Below are 21,168 nucleotides of genomic sequence, written 5' to 3'. Positions count from 1 at the left end.
CATTCCGTCAGTTCTTCCTCAGCTCGTTCTCGAGGGCGCTGAACAGTTCGTCATCGCTGGCCTCGTCGAGGTCGCTGTCGCCGTGCGCATCGGTGGCCGTTCCGTCGGCGTCGCCCAGCTTCGCGAGGAACTCCTTCATACGCACCATGATTTCGACCCGCTTGCCATCGTGGGCGGCGAGCGCGGTGAGCGTCTTCTCCAGCCGCTCGAACTCTTCGGACACCGTGGTCTCGACCGCGGATCCGTCGACGCGCACCTCCTCGTGAAGGTGTTTCGCGACGGCCGCGGGCGTGGGGTAGTCGAAGATGAGCGTGGCCGGAAGTCGAAGTCCGGTGGCCGTATTCATTCGATTACGGAATTCGACCGCGGTCAAGGAGTCGAATCCGATTTCCTGGAATCCGCGCCCGGGTTCGACACCGACTGCGGTGCCGTGGCCCAGTACGGCAGCGGTGTGCGCGCGAACGAGGTCCAGCAGGGTCCGCTCCCGCTCCTCCTCCGATAGCCCCGCCAGGCGCTGCGCCAGGGTGATTTCACCGGCGGGCGCCGCGGCGGCCGCCGTGCGCCGGGCCCCGGTGCGGACCAGTCCGCGCAACATCACCGGGACTGTGCCGGAGCCGTCGGCGGTCGAACGGCGCAGTGCGGCACTGTCCAACTGCATGGGCAGCAGGAGCGGTTCGCCCAGACGCTGCGCCGTGTCCAGCAACGCCAGCGCCTTGGCCGTGGGCAGCGGGGTCATGCCGCCGCGTGCCATGCGCCGGACGTCGGCGCGCGCCAGGTCGCCGGTCATGCCGCTGGCCTCCTCCCAGAAGCCCCAGCCGAGTGAGACGGCGGGCAGGCCGAGCGCCCTGCGGCGGTGCGCCAGCGCGTCCAGGAAGGCATTGGCCGCGGCGTAGTTGGCCTGGCCGCCGCTGCCGAAGGTGGCAGCGGCGGAAGAGAAGAGGACGAAGGAGGACAGGCCGAGGTCACGCGTCAACTCGTCCAGGTGCACGGCCGCGTCGAGCTTGGGCAGCAGCACCCGGTCCAGGCCGTCGGGGGTGAGCGCCGTGATCAACCCGTCGTCGAGGACGCCGGCCGCGTGCACCACGGCGGTCAGCGGGTGCTCGGCGGGGATGTCCGCCAGCAGCGCGGCCAACGCCTCACGGTCCGCCACGTCACACGCCACCGCCCGCGCCGAAGCACCCAGTTCGGCCAACTCTGCCACCAACTCGCCCGCACCATCGGCCTGCTCGCCACGACGACTCACCAGCAGCAGGTGCCGCACTCCGTGCTCGGCGACCAAGTGCCGCGCGACCAGGCCGCCCAACGTCCCCGTGGCGCCCGTGATCAGCACCGTGCCCGTGTCGGCACCGAACGCCCCCGCGGGGCCATCAGCCGTCGCCGGGTCGAGGCCGGGCTCGGTGGTGGCGGGGGTCGAGGCGGTGACCGCCTCCACCCGCGGCACCCATACCGCGCCCGCGCGCAGCGCGAGTTGGCCTTCGTCCTGCGCCAGCGCCCAGGCCAGGGCCGCCGGCAGGGCCGCGCGCGACTCCTCGCTGTCGTCGGTGTCGACCAGCACGAACCGGCCCGGATGCTCGGTCTGTGCGGACCGCAGCAGTCCCCAGACCGGAGCCGTCGCCAAGTCGGGTACGTCCTCGTCGGGCCCCGTCGACACCGCGCCACGCGTCACGAGGACAAGCGGCAGCCCGGTGAAGCGGTCCGTCTCCAGCCAGGACCGCACCAAGGGAAGGACCTCACGCAGCGTTCTGCGCGCGGCAGTCGCCGTGACTCCAGGAAGCTCTCCCGCACTCCCCTCGACCCCGGCTCCGTACTCGGCGTCGACCCCGGCCCCGGCCCCGGCCACGCAGCCGGTCAGGACCAGCTGCGGAAGGGGACCGTCCTGGGTGAGGCTGTCCTCCAGCGCGGCCAGGTCCTCGTAGGGCTTCACAGCCGTCGGCGCGGCGGCCGACGACGCCGTGAGTCCGAGCCGGTCGTCGCCGAGGAGCGCCCATGGGGCTTCTTCCGCGATGCGGACCGCCCGGTCGGCGTCCGCAGTAGCGGCGGGGCACTCGCTCCAGGCGACCCGGAACAGCGTGTCGTGCGCTGCGCCTTGCCGCGTGGCGGCGCCCAGCTGGGTCGTGTCGACGGGCCGCATGACGAGGGTGTCGACCATGGCCACGGCCTGCCCCGTCCCGTCGGCCAGCACCACGGAAACGCCGTCGGCGCCGTCCGTGGGAGACACCCGGACGCGCAGCGCGGACGCGCCCGCCGCCTGGAGCGACACACCGCGCCAGGCGAAGGGAAGCCGTGCCGTCACACCGTCCGCGCCGTTGATGACTTCCAGGCCCACAGCGTGCAGGGCGGAGTCGAGCAGCGCCGGGTGCAACCCGAACCGGCCCGCCTCCTCGTGCTGCTCCTCCGGCAACGCGACCTCCGCGAAGACCTCGTCCCCACGCCGCCACGCCGCCCGCAGCCCCTGGAACACCGGCCCGTAGCCATAACCCGCTGCCACGAAACCCTCGTACAAACCATCAACCGGCACAGCCACCGCATCAACCGGAGGCCAGACCGCGAGATCACCGACGACGGAATCCAGGGCAGCGGTCCGAGCCACCTCCGCCGTCAGCACGCCCGTCGCATGGCAGGTCCACACCTCGTCGACGGAGGTGTCCTCCCGCCGCGAGTGGACGCTGACGGTGCGGCGGCCGGAGTCGTCGGGTGCGGCGACGGTCAACCGCAGCTGCACGCCGCCCTCCTCGGGCAGCACCAGCGGTGCCTGAAGCGTCAGTTCCTCCACCGTGTCGCAACCGACCTCGTCACCGGCACGGATCGCCAGCTCCACGAAGGCAGTGCCCGGGAGCAGGACAGCGCCCGCCACCGCGTGATCCGCCAACCAGGCGTGCGTACGCAGCGACAGCCGACCGGTGAAGACGACACCCTCGGACTCCGGCAGCTCCACGGCCGCACCCAGCAGCGGGTGCTCGGCGGAGCCGAGCCCGAGACCGGTGGCGGCGGTGGCGCCGACGAGAGCGGCAGGCGCCTCCAGCCAGTAGCGCTGGCGCTGGAAGGCATACGTCGGCAACTCGACCCGCTCGGCGCCCGTGCCCTCGAACATTGCCGTCCAGTCCACACCGGCGCCGTGCACCCAGGCACGCGCCAGACCGGCGACCAGCGTCTCCGCTTCCGGACGGCCGCTGCGCAGGACCGGGGCGAACGCCGACTCCGGCGCCGTCTCCGCACCCATCGCGCTCAACACACCGTCCGGGCCCAGCTCCACGAACACCGACACACCCTGCGCGGTCAGCGACGCCACACCATCGGCGAAACGCACCGCCTCACGCACGTGCCGCACCCAGTACTCCGCCGACCCCAACTCCCCCGCCGACGCGATCGAACCCGTCAGGTTCGACACCACCGGAATCTCCGGGGCGGCGAAGGTCATCGTCTCCGCGACCGCCCGAAACCCGGCCAGCATCGGTTCCATGCACGGCGAGTGGAACGCGTGCGAGACCACCAGCCGCTTCGTCTTCCGCCCCAACCCGCGCAACCGGTCCGCCACCGCCAACACGGCATCCTCATCACCGGACACCACCACCGACGTCGGCCCGTTGATCGCGGCAATGCCCACCCGGCCCTCGAACTCGGCCAGCAGCGGCCGCACTTCCTCCTCCGAAGCCTGCACCGCCACCATCGCACCACCAGCAGGCAGCGCCTCCATCAGACGACCACGCGCGGCCACCAGACGGGCCGCATCCTCAAGCGAGAACACACCCGCCACATGCGCAGCCGCAATCTCACCGATCGAATGCCCCGCCACAAAGTCCGGCCGCACACCGAACGACTCCACCAGACGGAACAACGCCACCTCCACGGCGAACAGCCCCGCCTGCGTGAACACCGTCCGATCCAACAGACCCGTGCTGTCGGCGCCTTCACCAAAGACGACTTCACGGACCGACCGCCCCACATGCCCGGCCAGCTCACGATCCAACACCGCACACGCCTCATCAAAGGCAGCTGCGAACACCGGATACGAGGCATACAACTCACGCCCCATACCCACCCGCTGACTACCCTGACCCGAGAACACCACCGCCGTACGCCCGGAGGTCACACCCTCGGCAGGGCCCTCCACCAATCCCGGCGCCGACTCACCCCGCGCCAGCGCCCGTACGCCTGCGAGCAGTTGCTCGGCATCGCCTTCATGGTCGTCCGTGCCGATGACGACGGCGCGGTGCTCCAGCGCCGCCCGTGTGGCGGTGAGCGAGTAGGCCAGGTCCAGCGGGGACGGTTCCGGGCTTTCCGTGAGTCGGTTCACCAGCCGTTCGGCCTGCGCGCGCAGCGCGGCACGGCCACGGCCGGACACCACCCAGGGCAGCACAGGGAGAGCGACGGCCTGCGCGGCGGCGTCCGAGCCGGGCTCCGGGTTCGCGTCCGGCTCCTGCTCCTGGGGCGTCGGTTCCGACTCCTCGTCCGCCGGGGCCTGTTCGAGGATGACGTGCGCGTTGGTGCCGCTGACGCCGAACGAGGAGACTCCGGCCCGGCGCGGCTCGCCGGTCTCCGGCCAGGGCCGCTGCCGGGTCAGCAACTCGATCGCACCGGCGGACCAGTCGATCTTGGTGGAGGGCTCGTCCACGTGCAGCGTGCTCGGCATCACCCCGTGCCGCATCGCGAGCACCACCTTGATGACGCCCGCGACACCGGCGGCGGCCGCGGTGTGGCCGATGTTGGACTTCAACGAGCCCAGCCACAACGGACGTTCCTCCGGCCGCCCCTGCCCGTACGTGGCCAACAGCGCATCGGCCTCGATCGGGTCCCCCAGGGTGGTGCCGGTGCCGTGGGCCTCGACCATGTCGACCTCGGCCGCGGCAAGGTGCGCGTCGGCGAGGGCGGCGCGGATGACGCGCTGCTGCGAGGGGCCGTTGGGCGCGGTCAGGCCGTTGCTCGCACCGTCCTGGTTCACGGCGCTGCCCCGGATCACGGCCAGCACCGGATGCCCGTTGCGCCGGGCGTCCGACAACCGCTCCAGCATCAGGAAGCCGGCGCCCTCGCCCCAACCCGTGCCGTCGGCGGCCTCGGCGAAGGACTTGCACCGACCGTCGGCGGCAAGGCCGCGCTGGCGGCTGAACTCCACGAACGCCACCGGAGTGGACATCACCGAGACGCCACCCGCCAGTGCCAGGGAGCACTCCTTTCGGCGCAGCGCGTGCGCCGCCTGGTGCAGGGCCACCAGCGACGAGGAGCACGCCGTGTCGACGGTGACCGCCGGGCCTTCCAGGCCGAGGAAGTACGAGATACGGCCCGACAGCACCGCGCCGGAGCTGCCGGTGAGCATGTACCCGGCCACGTCCTCCGGCACCGGTCCGGAGGCCCCGTAGCCGGAGGGCGTGCCTCCGACGAAGACGCCCGTGGGCGACCCCTTGAGCGAGGCCGGGTCGATGCCTGCGCGTTCGACGGCTTCCCAGGCCGTCTCCAGGAGCAGCCGCTGCTGCGGGTCCATCGCCAGCGCCTCACGAGGCGAGATCCCGAAGAACGCCGGGTCGAAATCGCCCGCGTCGTAGAGGAAGCCGCCCTCATTCGCGTAGCTGGTGTCCTTGCGGCCCGACTCACGGTCCGGGTCGTAAAGGCTGTCGATGTCCCAGCCACGCCCCTCGGGAAATCCCGAAACGGCGTCGGTGCCGCTGGAGACGAGCTGCCACAGCGCCTCCGGAGAATCGGCACCGCCGGGGAAACGGCAGCTCACGGAGACGATCGCGATCGGTTCCCGATCCACCGCCTCCCGATCCTTCAGCTGCTGACGGACCTTGTGCAGATCGGTCGTGACCCACTTCAGATAGTCGCGGAGCTTTTCTTCGTTCGCCATGTGAGACCTTCGGGACCTTTACTGCTTCGGGGCCATCGCCGACTGCCGTCGCCTGATGTCGCTGTGCCTGCTGTGCCGTGTTTTCTGCGTCTGCTGTGCTGCTGTGTCGCCGCGCCCCGGCGACGGCTCAGGACTTTCCGAACTCCTGGTTGATGAAGTCGAATATCTCGTCGTCCGTGGCCCCTTGGAGCTGGTCCTCGACGGGGGCGCTGTCCGGCGCACCGTCACGGGCCTCGTCGCCGCCCAGCTTCGACACCAGCACCTGCAGCCGCGCGGTGAGTGCGGAGCGCACCTCGTCCTCGTCCGGGAGGAGCGAGAACACCGCGGCCTCCAGCCGGTCGAGTTCCGCCAGGGCGGATCCGGGCGCGCCGTCCTCGTCGCCCGCCAGATGCGTACGCAGGTACTCGGCGAGCGCGGTGGGCGTGGGGTAGTCGAAGACCAGCGCGGCCGGCAGCCGCAGCCCGGTGGCACCCTGCAGGCGGTTGCGGAGTTCGACCGAGGTCAGCGAGTCGAAGCCCAGCTCCTTGAACGCCTGTTCCTGGCCGATCGCGTCACCGCCCGTGTGCCCGAGGACGGCGGCGGCCGTGGAGCGCACCAGATCGACCAGGAGCAGCTGCCGTTCCGGCGCGGTCAGGCCCGCGAGACGCTTCGTCAGGGACGATTCCGGCTCGGCACCGCCGACGGTGACCTCTTCGGCCGCCCGCAGCAGCTCCTGTACCTCGGGCAGGGCGTCCAGCAGCGGCCGCGGCCGAGCGGCGGTGAAACCGGGCGCGAAGCGCGCCCAGTCCACGTCGGCGACCACGGTGAACGTCTCGTCGTGGTCCAGGACCTGCTGGAGCGCCTCGATGGCCATGTCCGGGGCCATCGTGACGACCCCCAGCCGACGCAGATGCTCCTCCGCGCCGTTGTCGGTGGTCATGCCGCCGTCGGCCCAGGCGCCCCAGGCCACCGAGGTGGCGGTCAGGCCGCGGGCCCGGCGGTGTTCGGCCAGTGCGTCCAGGTAGGCGTTGGCCGCCGCGTAGGCACCCTGGCCGCCGCCGCCCCAGACGCCGGAGTTCGAGGAGAAGAGCACGAAGGCGTCCAGTTCCTCGTCGGCAAGGAGTTCGTCCAGGTGCGCGGCGCCCGCGACCTTGGCCTCAAGCACGTCGGCGAGCGCCGGCAGATCGGTCTCGTCCAGGCGCGCGCTCGGGGCCACCCCCGCCGCGTGCATCACCGAACGGACCGGGGAGCCCTCCGACTTCAGCCCGGCGAGCAGGTCGGCCAGCGCGGTGCGGTCGGCGGCGTCGCACGCCGCCAACGTCACCCGCGTACCGGCTGCCGTGAGTTCGGCCGCCAGCTCGGCCGCGCCCGGCGCGTCCGGGCCGCGACGGCTGGTGAGCACCAGGTGTTCGGCACCGCGGGCCGCCAGCCAGCGGGCGACCTGGCCGCCCAGCGCGCCCGTGCCACCGGTGATCAGCACAGTGCCCTGCGGCTTCCAGTCCCGGGGCGCGCTGCGGTCGCCGAGCGGGTCGCGCACCAGCCTGCGCACGAACAGCCCGGACTCGCGCAGCGCGAGCTGGTCCTCGTCACCCGCCGCGACTCCCGCGAGCAGCACGCGCAGACGTGCCTTCGAGGTCGCCTCGGGCGTCTCCGGCAGGTCGATGAGACCACCCCACCGCTGGGGGTGCTCAAGGCCGACGATCCTGCCAAGGCCCCACAGCTGTGCCTGAGCGGTGCTGACGGCCTCGCCGCCCGGACGACCGGTGGTCACCGCGCCTTGCGTGGCCAGCCACAGCGGCGCGTCCAGCTCCACGTCGCCCAGCGCCTGCGTCAGCAGCAGGGTGCCGGCCAGACCGCGGGGAAGGACGGGGTGCGCCGGGTGCGGTGCTTCGTCGAGCGCGAGCAGCGACAGTACGCCGCTCACTCCGTCACCGGCTGCCGCGCGCTCCGCCAGCGTCGCCCGCAGCCGCTCTGCCAGCTCCGCCCGATCGACGTCGGCCGGGTCCAAGGCGAGTCGTACGACCGTGGCGCCGCCGTCGATCAGCGACTGCTCGGCCGCCGCGACCCACGCGGCGTCGTCGGTCGCTGCCGGGGTCACCAGCAGCCACGTCCCGGTGAGGGGCGCGGCTCCGGCCGCCGACCGCTCGGACAGGGGCTGCCAGTCGACCCGGTAGCGCCAGCCGTCGAGCGTCGCGCGGGTGCGGCGCTGCCGATGCCATGACGACAGCGCGGGCAGTACCGCGTTCAGCGAGGACCGCTCGTCCGACTCGTCGACGTCCAGAGTGCTCGCGAGGGAATCCAGGTCCCCGCGCTCCACCGCCGCCCAGAAGTCCCCGTCGACGGCGGCTTCGGCGGTGGCCGCGGTGCGGGTGTGAGCCTCGGCCGCTTCCTCCAGCCAGTAGCGCCGGCGTTGGAAGGCGTACGTGGGCAACTCCACGCGGGTCGCGCCGGTTCCGGCGAACACCTGCGTCCAGTCGACGCGCACGCCGTGCGTCCATGCCTCGGCGACCGAGGTCAGGAAGCGGTCCAGGCCGCCCTCGTCACGCCGCAGCGAACCCACCGCCACGGCCTGCTCCGCGCCACGCTCCTCCAGCGTCTCCTGCACGCTCATCGTCAACACCGGATGCGCGCTCACCTCGACGAACGCGCCAAAGCCCGCACCGGACAGCGCGCCGATCGACTCCTCGAAACGCACCGTCCGACGCAGGTTCCGATACCAGTACCCGGCATCCACCAGACCATCGCCCAGCCATTCCCCCTCCACCGTGGAGAAGAACGGGATGCGGGCCGGCTGAGGGCTGATGTCGCCCAGGACACGGGCCAGTTCATCCTCGATCAGCTCCACGTGCGAGGTGTGCGAGGCGTAGTCCACCGGCACCTTCCGCGCACGCACACCATCGGCCTCACACGCGGCGAGCAGTTCGTCCAGGGCCTCCGGCTCACCGGCCACCACCGTGGAGGACGGGCCGTTGACCGCCGCGATCTCCAGACGGCCGGTCCAGCCCTTCAGACGGGACTCGACCTGGGCCAGCGGCAGCGCCACCGACATCATCCCGCCACGACCCGCAAGACCGCCCGCAATTGCCTGCGAGCGCAACGCCACCACCCGCGCACCATCACGCAACGACAGACCACCCGCCACACACGCGGCGGCAATCTCGCCCTGCGAATGCCCCACCACCGCCGACGGCTCCACACCCAGCGAACGCCACACCTCGGCCAGCGAGACCATCACCGCCCAGGACACGGGCTGGACCACGTCTACGCGATCCAGCGACGGAGCACCCTCCGTGCCGCGCAACACGTCCACCAACGACCAGTCCACAAACTCCGACAGAGCCGCCGCACACTCACCGAGCCGCTCGGCGAACACCGGGGAAGCGTCCAGGAGTTCCACGCCCATGCCCGCCCACTGCGCACCCTGACCCGGGAACACAAACACCACCCGGCCACGAGACCCAGCCGACGAACCTCCGGCAGGACCGGTCACCACACCCGGGGTGCTCTCCCCACGGGCCAGGGACCTGAGGCCTGCGAGCAGCGCGTCCCGGTCACCGGTCACGACGGCGCGGTCCTCGAACTCGGCGCGCTCGGAGAGCAGCGACCAGCCCACGTCGATCGGGGAGACCTCGGCATCCGACTCCACACGGGAGAGCAGTCGCGCGGCCTGGTCCCGCAGCGCCTCCGCACCACGCGCAGAGAGCACCCACGGAACCGTCACCGGCTCCACCGGAGCGGTCACCTCGGCAGGCTCCGAAGCCTGATCCGGGACCTGCTCCAGAATCACGTGCGCGTTGGTCCCACTGACACCGAAGGACGACACACCCGCACGACGCGGACGCCCCTCGACCTCCGCCCACTCACGCGACTCCGTCAGCAACTCCACCGCACCCGCCGACCAGTCCACCTTCGCCGACGGCTCATCGACGTGAAGGGTCTTGGGGAGCACACCGTGCCGCATCGCCAGGATCATCTTCATCACGCCCGCGACACCGGCCGCAGCCTGCGTGTGGCCGATGTTCGACTTCAGAGAGCCCAGCCACAGCGGGCGGTCCTCCGGCCGCTCCTGACCGTATGTCGCCAGGAGGGCCTGCGCCTCGATCGGGTCACCCAGCGTCGTACCCGTGCCATGCGCCTCGACGGCATCGACATCGGCCGGCGAAAGCCCCGCACTGGTCAGAGCGGCCCGGATCACCCGCTGCTGCGAGGGGCCGTTGGGCGCCGTCAGACCATTGCTCGCGCCATCCTGGTTCACCGCCGAGCCACGCACCACCGCCAACACCGGGTGGCCATTGCGCCGCGCGTCCGACAGCCGCTCCAACAGCAGCATGCCGACGCCCTCACCCCAGCCCGTACCGTCCGCGGCATCGGAGAACGCCTTGCAACGGCCGTCCTCGGAGAGCGCGCGCTGACGGCTGAACTCCACGAACACCAACGGCGTGGACATCACGGTGACACCGCCCGCGAGGGCCAGCGAGCACTCGCCGTTGCGCAGCGCCTGCGCGGCCAGGTGCAGGGTCACCAGGGACGACGAACAGGCCGTGTCGACGGTGACCGCCGGGCCCTCCAGGCCGAAGGTGTAGGCGACCCGGCCGGAGGCCACGCTGCCCGCGCTGCCGTTGCCGAGGTAGCCCTCGAAGCCCTCGGGTGCGGTCCGCAGCCGCGAGCCGTAGTCGTTGTACATCACGCCGGTGAAGACGCCCGTCTGAGTGCCGCGTACGGCGCCGGGGTCGACGCCCGCGCGTTCGAATGCCTCCCAGCTCGTCTCCAGGAGCAGCCGCTGCTGCGGGTCCATCGCCAGCGCCTCACGCGGCGAGATACCGAAGAACGCCGGGTCGAACTCCGCCGCGTCGTGCAGGAAGCCGCCCTCGCGGGTGTAGCTCTTGCCCTGCCGCTCCGGGTCCGGGTCGTACAGGTCCTCGCCCCAGCCGCGGTCCACCGGGAACGCGGAGATCCCGTCCCGGCCGGAGGCGACCAGGTCCCACAGCTCTTCCGGGGAGCGCACGCCGCCGGGGTAACGGCAGCTCATGCCGACGATGACGATGGGGTCGTCGTCCGCCGCCCGCCGGACCGCGGTGGCCTCGATCGCGGCGCTCCCCCGGCCGTCGTCCACCAGCTCGGTGAGCAGGTGCTGGGCGAGGGCGTCAGGGGTCGGGTAGTCGAAGACGAGCGTGGCGGAGAGCCGTAGCCCCGTCGCCTCGTTGAGCCGGTTCCGCAGCTCCACCGAGGTCAGCGAGTCGAAGCCCAGCTCCTTGAAGGCCCGGTCGTCCGCCACCGCGGCCGCGGAGCCGTGGCCGAGCACGCCCGCCACATGGCCGCGCACCAGCTCCGACACCTCCTCCAGCCGCTCGGCCTCGCTCCGGCCCGCAAGGCGCTGCGCAAGACCGGCCGCCTCGCCGCTGCGCGCGGTGGTGCGGGCGCGGGCCACCGGACCGCGTACGAGTCGGCGCAGCACCGCGGGCACGGGTCCGGCCGCAGCGCGCAGCGCGGCCAGGTCCAGGCGTACCGGCAGCAGCAGTGCCTCGTCCGTCCCGAGCGCGGCATCGAACAGAGCAAGGCCCTCGTCGGTGGCCAGCGGCACCAGACCCGAACGCGCCACGCGCGCCAGGTCGGCCTCGCTCAGATGACCGGTCACACCACTGCGCTCGGCCCAGAAGCCCCAGGCCAGGGAGGTGGCGGTCAGTCCGTCGGCGCGTCGCCGCTGGGCGAGGGCGTCGAGGAAGACGTTGGCCGCCGCGTAGTTGCCCTGCCCCGCGCTGCCCAGCGCGCCGGAAGCGGAGGAGAACAGCACGAAGGCCGACAGGTCCAGGTCGCGGGTGAGCTCGTGCAGGTTCCAGGCGGCGTCCACCTTGGGACGCAGCACCGCAGCGAAACGGTCCGGGGTCAGCGCGGAGACGAGCCCGTCGTCCACGATGCCCGCGGTGTGCACCACGGCGCTCAGCGGGTGCTCGGCGGGGATGTCCGCCAGCAGCGCGGCCAACGCCTCGCGGTCCGCCACATCACACGCCACCGCCCGCGCCGAAGCGCCCAGTTCGGCCAGCTCCGCCACCAACTCGGCCGCGCCATCGGCCTGCTGGCCTCGACGACTGACCAACAGCAGCTGCTTCACCCCGTGCTCGGTGACCAGGTGCCGCGCGACCAGGCCCCCCAGCGTCCCGGTGCCACCGGTCAGCAGCACCGTGCCCCGGCCGTCCGACAGGCCCAGCTCGGAGCCCGGTCGCGCGACGTCCTTCGCCGCGTCGGCCCGCTCCAGGCGGGGGGTGCGCGGCTCGCCGCCGCGCAGGGCCAACTGCGGCTCGTTCGAGCCGAGTACGAGCGCCAGCGCGTCACGGCTCAGCTCGGTGCCGTCGGTGTCGAGCAGCACGAAGCGGTCCGGGTGCTCCGACTGCGCCGCGCGCAACAGGCCCCACACGGGAGCCGCGGCCAGGTCCGCCACGTCTTCCCGCGGGTCCGTCGACACGGCGCCGCGGGTCACCAGCACCAGGCGCGCTCCGGTGAGCCGCTCGTCGGCCAACCAGCCCCGCACCACGGCGAGGGCCTGCGCCAAGGCTTCCCGCACCGACTCCGGCAGAGCGGCGCCCTCGGGCTCCTGGCCACTGCCGACGGGGAGGGGGACGAGCACGGCGGACGGCACAGGCGCGTCTCCCGACTCGACGGCATCACCCAGCGCGCTCACATCCGGGTACGTCGCACCGCCCGCGGTGATCGCGTCCCCGATCCCGTACCGGAACAGCGTGTCGGCCGTTCCGAGCACAGCCCAGTCGCCCTCGCTCGCCGCGTCGGCGGTGATGGACGAGTTGGCGGCCAGCGGCGGCCAGACGAGCTGGAAGAGCGCGTCGTGCCGGACATCGGCCTGTGCCGCGCGGGTGAGCTGGTCGGCGTCGACGGCCCGTACGACGAGCGATTCCACGGCCGCGACCGGGGCGCCCGTGCCGTCCGCGACGGTCACCGACACGGCGTCCGCGCCGGCCGGGGCGAGCGCCACGCGCAGCACCGAGGCGCCCGCCGCCGACAGCGATACGCCGTTCCAGCTGAACGGCAGCCGTACCTGGTCGTCGTCCGCGAAGAACCCGCCCAGGCGGATGCCGTGCAGGGCGGAGTCGAGCAGCGCCGGGTGCAACCCGAACCGGCCCGCCTCCTCGTGCTGCTCCTCCGGCAACACGACCTCCGCGAAGACCTCGTCCCCACGCCGCCACGCCGCCCGCAACCCCTGGAACACCGGCCCGTAGCCATAACCCGCCGCCACGAAACCCTCGTACAAACCATCAACCGGCACAGCCACCGCATCAACCGGAGGCCAGACCGCGAGGTCATGTGCGGCGGAGTCCGAGACGGAGCTCCGCGCCCCGTCCGCCGTCAGCACGCCCGTCGCGTGGCAGATCCATGTCTGGTTCGCGGAGGTGTCCTCCCGCCGCGAGTGGACACTGACGGTGCGGCGGCCGGAGTCGTCGGGCGCGGCAACGGTCAACCGCAGCTGCACACCGCCCTCCTCGGGCAGCACCAGCGGCGCCTGAAGCGTCAGCTCCTCCACCGTGTCGCAACCGACCTCGTCACCGGCACGGATCGCCAGCTCCACGAAGGCAGTGCCCGGGAGCAGGACAGCGCCCGCCACCGCGTGATCCGCCAACCAGGCGTGCGTACGCAGCGACAGCCGACCGGTGAAGACGACACCCTCGGACTCCGGCAGCTCCACGGCCGCACCCAGCAGCGGGTGCTCGGCGGAGCCGAGCCCGAGACCGGTGACCGCACCCGTCACGCTGCCCGAGGTGTCCAGCCAGTAGCGCTGGCGCTGGAAGGCATACGTCGGCAACTCCACGCGGGTGGCACCCGTACCGGCAAACATCGTCGACCAGTCCACACCGGCGCCGTGCACCCACGCCCGCGCCAGACCGGCGACCAACGTCTCCGCTTCCGGACGGCCGCTGCGCAGGACCGGGGCGAACGCCGACTCCGGCGCCGTCTCCGCACCCATCGCGCTCAACACACCGTCCGGGCCCAGCTCCACGAACACCGACACACCCTGCGCGGTCAGCGACGCCACACCATCGGCGAAACGCACCGCCTCACGCACGTGCCGCACCCAGTACTCCGCCGAACCCAACTCCCCCGCCGACGCGACCGAACCCGTCAGGTTCGAGACGACCGGCACGCTCGGCGCGGCAAACGTGAGGGATTCCGCGACCTTCCGGAAGCCATCCAACATCGGGTCCATGCACGGCGAATGGAACGCGTGCGAAACCACCAGCCGCTTCGTCTTACGCCCCAACCCGCGCAACCGGTCCGCCACCGCCAACGCGGCATCCTCGTCACCCGAGACCACCACCGAGGTCGGCCCGTTGATCGCGGCAATGCCCACCCGGCCCTCGAACTCGGCCAGCAGCGGCCGCACTTCCTCCTCCGAAGCCTGCACCGCCACCATCGCACCACCCGCGGGCAGCGCCTCCATCAGACGGCCACGCGCCGCCACCAGCCGCGCCGCATCCTCAAGCGAGAACACACCCGCCACATGCGCGGCCGCAATCTCACCGATCGAATGCCCCGCCACAAAATCCGGCCGCACACCGAACGACTCCACCAGACGGAACAACGCCACCTCGACAGCGAACAGCCCCGCCTGCGTGAACACCGTCCGGTCCAGCAGACCCGTGCTGTCGGCGCCTTCACCAAAGACGACTTCGCGGACCGGCCGTCCGACATGCCCGGCCAGCTCACCGTCCAACACCGCACACGCCTCATCAAAGGCAGCTGCGAACACCGGATACGCGGCATACAACTCACGCCCCATACCCACCCGCTGACTACCCTGACCCGAGAACACCACCGCCGTACGACCGGTGCCCGACACGTGTCCCGCGGTGACGTTCGCGGCCGACTCACCGGAGGCCAACCCCCGCAGACCGTCGGCGAGTTCGTCTCGGTCGGCGCCCAGGACAACGGCACGGTGCTCGAACACCGCCCGCTCGGAAACCAACGACCAACCCACATCCGTCAGCGACGACGCAGGGGTGCCCTCGACGTGAGAGAGCAGCCGCTCCGCCTGACCCCGCAGCGCCTCCGCGCCACGCGCCGAAAGCACCCACGGCACCATCGACGGGTCGACCGGGACAGCGGGCTCGGCCGGGTCGACGGGCTCTGCCGCCGCCTCCGGCTCGGGTGCCTGCTCCAGGATCAGGTGCGCGTTGGTGCCGCTGACGCCGAAGGACGACACACCCGCGCGACGCGGACGGCCCTCGGACTCCGGCCACTCCCGCTGCTCGGTCAGCAACTCCACCGCACCCGCCGACCAGTCCACCTTCGACGACGGCTCGCCGACATGCAGGGTCCTGGGCAGCACACCGTGTCGGAGCGCCTCCACCATCTTGATCACGCCGGCCACACCGGCGGCGGTCTGCGTGTGGCCGATGTTCGACTTCAGAGAGCCCAGCCACAGCGGGCGGTCCTCAGGCCGTCCCTGGCCGTACGTGGCCAACAGCGCCTGGGCCTCGATCGGGTCGCCCAGCGTCGTACCGGTGCCATGCGCCTCCACCGCGTCCACCTCAGCGGCAGAGACACCGGCGTTCGCCAGGGCGGCGCGGATGACGCGCTGCTGCGAGGGGCCGTTGGGCGCGGTCAGGCCGTTGCTCGCGCCGTCCTGGTTGACGGCGGAGCCCTTGATCACGGCCAGCACCGGGTGACCGTTGCGCTGTGCGTCCGACAGCCGCTCCAGGAGCAGCATGCCGACGCCCTCGCCCCAGGCCGTGCCGTCCGCGGCGTCGGAGAACGCCTTGCAGTGGCCGTCGGCGGCGAGGCCGCGCTGACGGCTGAACTCCACGAACACCGTGGGCGTGGCCATCACGGCGACGCCGCCGGCCAGGGCAAGCGAGCACTCACCGCCTCGCAGCGCCTGCACCGCCAGGTGCAGCGCGACCAGCGACGACGAGCACGCGGTGTCCACCGTCACCGCCGGGCCCTCCAGGCCCAGCGTGTAGGCGACGCGCCCGGAGATGGCGGCGGTGGTGCTGCCGGTGAGGTAGTAGCCCTCGCTGCCTTCGACGGCCTGCTGCATGCCGAACGCGTAGCCCTGGGCCGCCGCGCCGGCGAAGACGCCGGCCTGGGTGCCGCGGACAGTGGCGGGGTCGATCCCGGCGCGTTCGAACGCCTCCCAGCTCGTCTCGAGCAGCAGCCGCTGCTGCGGGTCCATCGCCAGCGCCTCACGAGGCGAGATCCCGAAGAACGCCGGGTCGAACTCGCCCGCGTCGCGCAGGAATCCGCCGGTGCGGACGTAGGAGGTGCCGGGCCGGTCCGGGTCCGGGTCGTAGAGGTCCTCGATGTCCCAGCCGCGGTCGGTGGGGAAGGCGCTGATGCCGTCGCCGCCGGAGATCAGCAGCTGCCACAGCTCCTCGGGGGTTCCCGCGTCGCCGGGGTAGCGGCAGCTCATGCCCACGATCGCGATCGGGTCGTCGGTGTGGGTGGTGGCGGCCGCCGTGGTGGGCGCGGTCGTGGAGTCCGGCTGTGCGCCGAGGAGTTCGGCGAGCAGATGGCGGGCCAGCGCGGCGGGGGTCGGGTGGTCGAAGACCAGCGTCGCGGGCAGCCGAAGCCCGGTGGCCGCGTTCAGCCGGTTCCGCAGCTCCACCGAGGTCAGCGAGTCGAAGCCCAGCTCGCGGAAGGCCCGGTTCTCGTCGACGGCGCCCGCCGAGCCGTGCCCGAGGACGGTCGCGACATGGCCGCGTACGAACTCGGAGAGCGCGGCGAGTTGCTCGTGCTCGGGGCGTCCGGCGAGCTGCTGGGCGAGACCGTTGGAGCCTGCCGTGTCGGTGTGGCTCTCGGCGGCACGGGCGCGGCGCACGGGGGCCCGCACCAGGCCGCGCAGCAGCGTGGGCACCGGACCGGGCGCGGCGCGCAGGACGGCCGTGTCCAGCCGAACCGGCAGCAGCATCGGCTCGTCGGTGGCGACGGCGGTGTCGAACAGCGCCAGGCCCTCCTCGGAGGAGAGGGCGATCAGGCCGGAGCGCGCCATGCGGGCCAGGTCGGCCTCGCCGAGTTCGCCGGTCATGGCACTGCGCTGCTCCCAGAAGCCCCAGGCCAGCGAGGTGGCCGGCAGACCCTGGGCGCGGCGCGCGGCGGCGAGTGCGTCCAGGAAGACGTTGGCGGCCGCGTAGTTGCCCTGTCCGGCGTTGCCCAGAGCGCCGGAGACGGAGGAGAAGAGGACGAAGGCCGACAGGTCCAGGTCACGGGTCAGCTCGTGCAGGTTCCAGGCCGCGTCGATCTTCGGGCGAAGGACCCGGTCGACGCGTTCGGGAGTGAGCGCGGAGACCATGCCGTCGTCCAGGACACCGGCGGTGTGCACGACGGCCGTCAGCGGCTGACCGGCGGGGATGGCGTTCAGAAGGTCCGCCACCGCGTTCCGGTCGGCGACGTCGCAGGCGACGATGTGCGCCGACGCGCCGAGCGCGGCCAGCTCGGCCGTCAGCTCCGCCGCGCCCTCGGCGTCCGGGCCGCGGCGGCTGACCAGCAGCAGCAGCCGTGCGCCGTGCTCCTCGACGAGGTGCCGGGCGACCAGTCGGCCGAGGGTGCCGGTCGCACCGGTGACGAGCACCGTGCCGGAGCCGGTGTCCGGGGCGGTGGTGTTCGAGGCGGTGGTGTCCGAGGCGGTGGTGTCCGTACCCCTGGTGCCCGCGCCGACGCCGGCCAGCGGAGCGGGCACGGTGAGGACCACCTTGCCGATGTGCTTGGCCTGGCTGAGGAACCGGAACGCCTCCGGTGCGCGCCGGATGTCCCAGGTGGCCACCGGAAGCGGCGTCAGCACGCCCTGCTCGAAGAGCTCGAGGAGCTCGGTGAGCATCTCCTGGGTGCGGTCGAGCCCGGCCTCGCCCAGGTCGAACGCCTGGTACGCGACGCCGGAGTACGCCGCGGCGACCTCCTCGGGATCGCGCTTGTCGGTCTTGCCCATCTCCAGGAACCGGCCGCCGCGCGGCAGCAGCCGCAGCGAGGCGTCGACGAACTCGCCGGCCAGCGCGTCCAGGACGACATCCATGCCCTGCTGGTCCGTGGCCGTGAGGAAGCGGTCCTCGAAGTCCAGGGTGCGGGAGGACGCGATGCGCGCGTCGTCGAGGCCGGAGGCGCGCAGCGCGTGCCACTTGCCCTCGCTGGCGGTGCCGAAGACCTCGGCACCCCAGTGGCGGGCCAGTTGGACGGCGGCCATGCCGACGCCGCCCGCCGCGTTGTGCACCAGCACCCGCTCGCCCGGTCGCAGCCCGGCCAGGTCCCGCAGACCGTAGTAGGCGGTGAGGAAGACCACGGGCACGGAGGCGGCCTGGACGAAGGACCAGCCGTCGGGCATCGGGGCCAGCATCCGCCGGTCGGTGACGGCCACGGGCCCGAAGGCGCCGGAGAACACACCCATCACGCGGTCGCCGGGCGCCAGGTCGGTGACGCCTTCGCCGACGTCGATCACCACGCCGGCGGCCTCGTTGCCCATCACCTCCTGGTCGGGGACGACGCCGAGGGCCAGCACCACGTCGCGGAAGTTCATGCCCGCCGCGCGGACCTGCACCCGTACCTGTCCCGGGGCCGGCGGGGCGGCCGCCTCCGGGCTCTCCAGCAGTTCGAGGTTGGCGAACGACCCCTTGGTGGGCACCTCAAGGCGCCAGGACGAAGCGCCCGCGGGCGGGGTCAACGCCCCGTCGCCCTGGGTGAACCGCGCCATCCGGGGCACCCGTACCTCACCCGAACGCAGCGCCAGTTGGGTCTCGTCCTGGGCCACGGCCCAGCCCAGCGCGGCCGGGAGCGCCTGGTGGGAGGCGTCCGTACCGTCGAGGTCGAGCAGCAGGAAGCGGCCGGGGTTCTCGGTCTGCGCGGCCCGCAGCAGGCCCCACACCGGTGCGGCGGCAAGGCCGGTCACGTCCTCGTCGGCGCCGGCGGACACCGCGCCGCGGGTGACCACGGCAAGGCGGGAACCCGCGAAGCGGTCGTCGGCGAGCCAGGCGTGGACCAGGTCCAGGGCCTGATGGGTGGCCGCCCGCGCGGCCTCGGTCAGCTCCGCGCCGGCCGGGGCCGACGGGCAGAGGGCCACGACGAGCGGGGGGACCACCGCGCCGGAGTCGAGGGCCGCGCCGAGCGCGGCGAGGTCGGCGTGGACGGCGGTGGCGCCGAAGGCAGTGGCTGCCGGGGCGGAACCGTCGGCGCTCTCGGTATCGGTACCGGTATCGGCATCGGCATCGGCATCGGCATCGGCATCGGTCACGATCGTCTCGTCGTCCGTGCCGAGGAGCGCCCATCCGGCAATGCCAGCAAGGCCCGCGGCATCGGTGTCCGTACCGGTGGCGCCGTCCGCGGTCGCCGCGGGCACAGCCGTCCAGTCGATACGGAACAGCGCGTCGTGCTCCCGGTCACCCGTACCCGCGGCGAGCTGCGCGCGGTCCACGGGCATGCAGACCAGCGACTCGACCTCGGCCACCGGTCGGCCGGTGGCGTCGGCGACGGCCACCGCGAGGGTGTCCGCACCCGCCGGGGCCAGCCTGACCCGAAGCATCGAGGCACCGGCCGCGCGGAGCGACACCCCGCGCCACGCGAACGGCAGCCGTGCCCGCTCGTCGGAGAAGAAGTCGCCCAGCCGCACCCCGTGCAGCGCCGCGTCAAGGAGCGCCGGGTGCACCCCGAAGCGCGCCGCCTCCTCGCGGTGGTCCTGGTCCAGCGCGACCTCGGTGAAGACCTCGTCACCGCGCCGCCACGCGGCCCGTACCGCCTGGAAGACCGGGCCGTAGCCGTAGCCCGCCGACTCGAAGCGCTCGTACAGGTCCTCGACGTCCACGGCGACCGCGCCGGGCGGCGGCCATGCCCCGCCGAGGGCCGCGAGCCCCTCGTCGTCGGTCGCGGCCTCGGTGCGGCTGCCGACGGCGAGCACGCCCATGGCGTGGCAGGTCCACGGCTCGTCCGCGGCGGCGTCGCCCGCGCGGGAGTAGACGGTCAGCGAACGGCGCCCGGAGTCGTCGGACTCCCCCACCGAGAGCTGCAGTTGGATGCCACCGCGCTCGGGCAGGATCAGCGGTGCCTGGAGCGTCAGCTCCTCCACCGTGTCGCAGCCCACCTGGTCACCGGCACGGATGGCCAGCTCCACGAAGGCCGTGCCCGGGAAGAGCACGGCACCAGCCACGGCGTGGTCGGCGAGCCAGGGATGCGTCTGCAAGGAGAGCCTGCCGGTCAGCAGCAGGCCGTCCGCGCCTGCCAGCTCCACGGCCGCACCCAGCAGCGGGTGTTCGGCGGAGCCGAGCCCGAGACCAGTGGCGGCGGTGGCGCCGACGAGAGCGGCCGGGGCGTCCAGCCAGTAGTGCTGGCGTTGGAAGGCGTACGTGGGCAACTCGACGCGGGTGGCGCCCGTGCCCTCGTAGAACGCCGTCCAGTCCACGGCCGCACCATGTACCCAGGCACGCGCCAGACCCGATACCAGTGTCTCGGCTTCCGGACGGCCGTTGCGCAGTACGGGGACGAACGCCGACTCCGGCGCGGTCTCGGCGCCCATCGCGCTGAGTACGCCGTCCGGGCCCAGCTCGACGAACACCGAGACGCCCTGCGCGGTCAGCGACGCCACGCCGTCCGCGAAACGCACCGCCTCGCGCACGTGCCGTACCCAGTACTCCGCCGACCCCAACTCCCCCGCCGAGGCGATCGAACCCGTCAGGTTCGAGACGACCGGAATCTCCGGGGCGGCGAAGGTCATCGTCTCCGCGACCGCCCGGAACTCGGCCAGCATCGGTTCCATGCACGGCGAGTGGAACGCGTGCGAGACCACCAGCCGCTTCGTCTTCCGCCCCAACCCGCGCAACCGGTCCGCCACCGCCAGGGCGGCATCCTCATCACCGGACACCACCACGGACGTCGGCCCGTTGATCGCGGCGATGTCCACGCCGCCCTCGAACTCGGCCAGCAGCGGCCGCACTTCATCCTCCGAAGCCTGCACCGCCACCATCGCACCACCCGCAGGCAGCGCCTCCATCAGACGACCGCGAGCAGCCACCAGACGGGCGGCGTCCTCCAGGGAGAACACACCCGCCACATGCGCGGCCGCAATCTCACCGATCGAATGCCCCGCCACAAAGTCCGGCCGCACACCGAACGACTCCACCAGACGGAACAACGCCACCTCGACAGCGAACAGCCCCGCCTGCGTGAACACCGTCCGGTCCAGCAGACCCGCACTGTCGGCGCCGTCACCGAAGACGACCTCCCGCACCGACCTACCCACATGCCCGGCCAGCTCACGATCCAACACCGCACACGCCTCATCAAAGGCAGCTGCGAACACCGGATACGCGGCATACAACTCACGCCCCATACCCACCCGCTGACTACCCTGCCCCGAGAACACCACCGCC

At 72.5% G+C, this 21,168-nt stretch carries 2 protein-coding genes; both read right to left on the bottom strand.

Going from position 1 to position 21,168, the window contains the following annotated elements; translation table 11 throughout:
* Nucleotides 1–7 precede the first annotated feature (7 nt).
* Nucleotides 8–5,839, bottom strand: a complete 5,832-nt coding sequence (locus tag AB0B50_RS43845) for a type I polyketide synthase (protein WP_362343466.1) — start codon at nucleotides 5,837–5,839, stop codon at nucleotides 8–10.
* A 127-nt stretch (nucleotides 5,840–5,966) separates the two neighbouring features.
* Nucleotides 5,967–21,168, bottom strand: a 15,202-nt coding sequence (locus AB0B50_RS43840; protein ID WP_362343463.1) for a type I polyketide synthase, incomplete at its 5' end; no start/stop codon positions are given.

The organism is Streptomyces sp. NPDC041068 (genome assembly GCF_040647455.1).
Lineage (GTDB): Bacteria > Actinomycetota > Actinomycetes > Streptomycetales > Streptomycetaceae > Streptomyces.
Note: the sequence above shows the minus strand (reverse complement) of the source record. Positions and strands in the feature narration are given on the sequence as shown.

What these genes read in the sequence shown, in the direction of transcription:
- AB0B50_RS43845 (WP_362343466.1), bottom strand. Translation starts at nt 5,839, where the DNA reads ATGGCGAACGAAGAAAAGCTCCGCGACTATCTGAAGTGGGTCACGACC.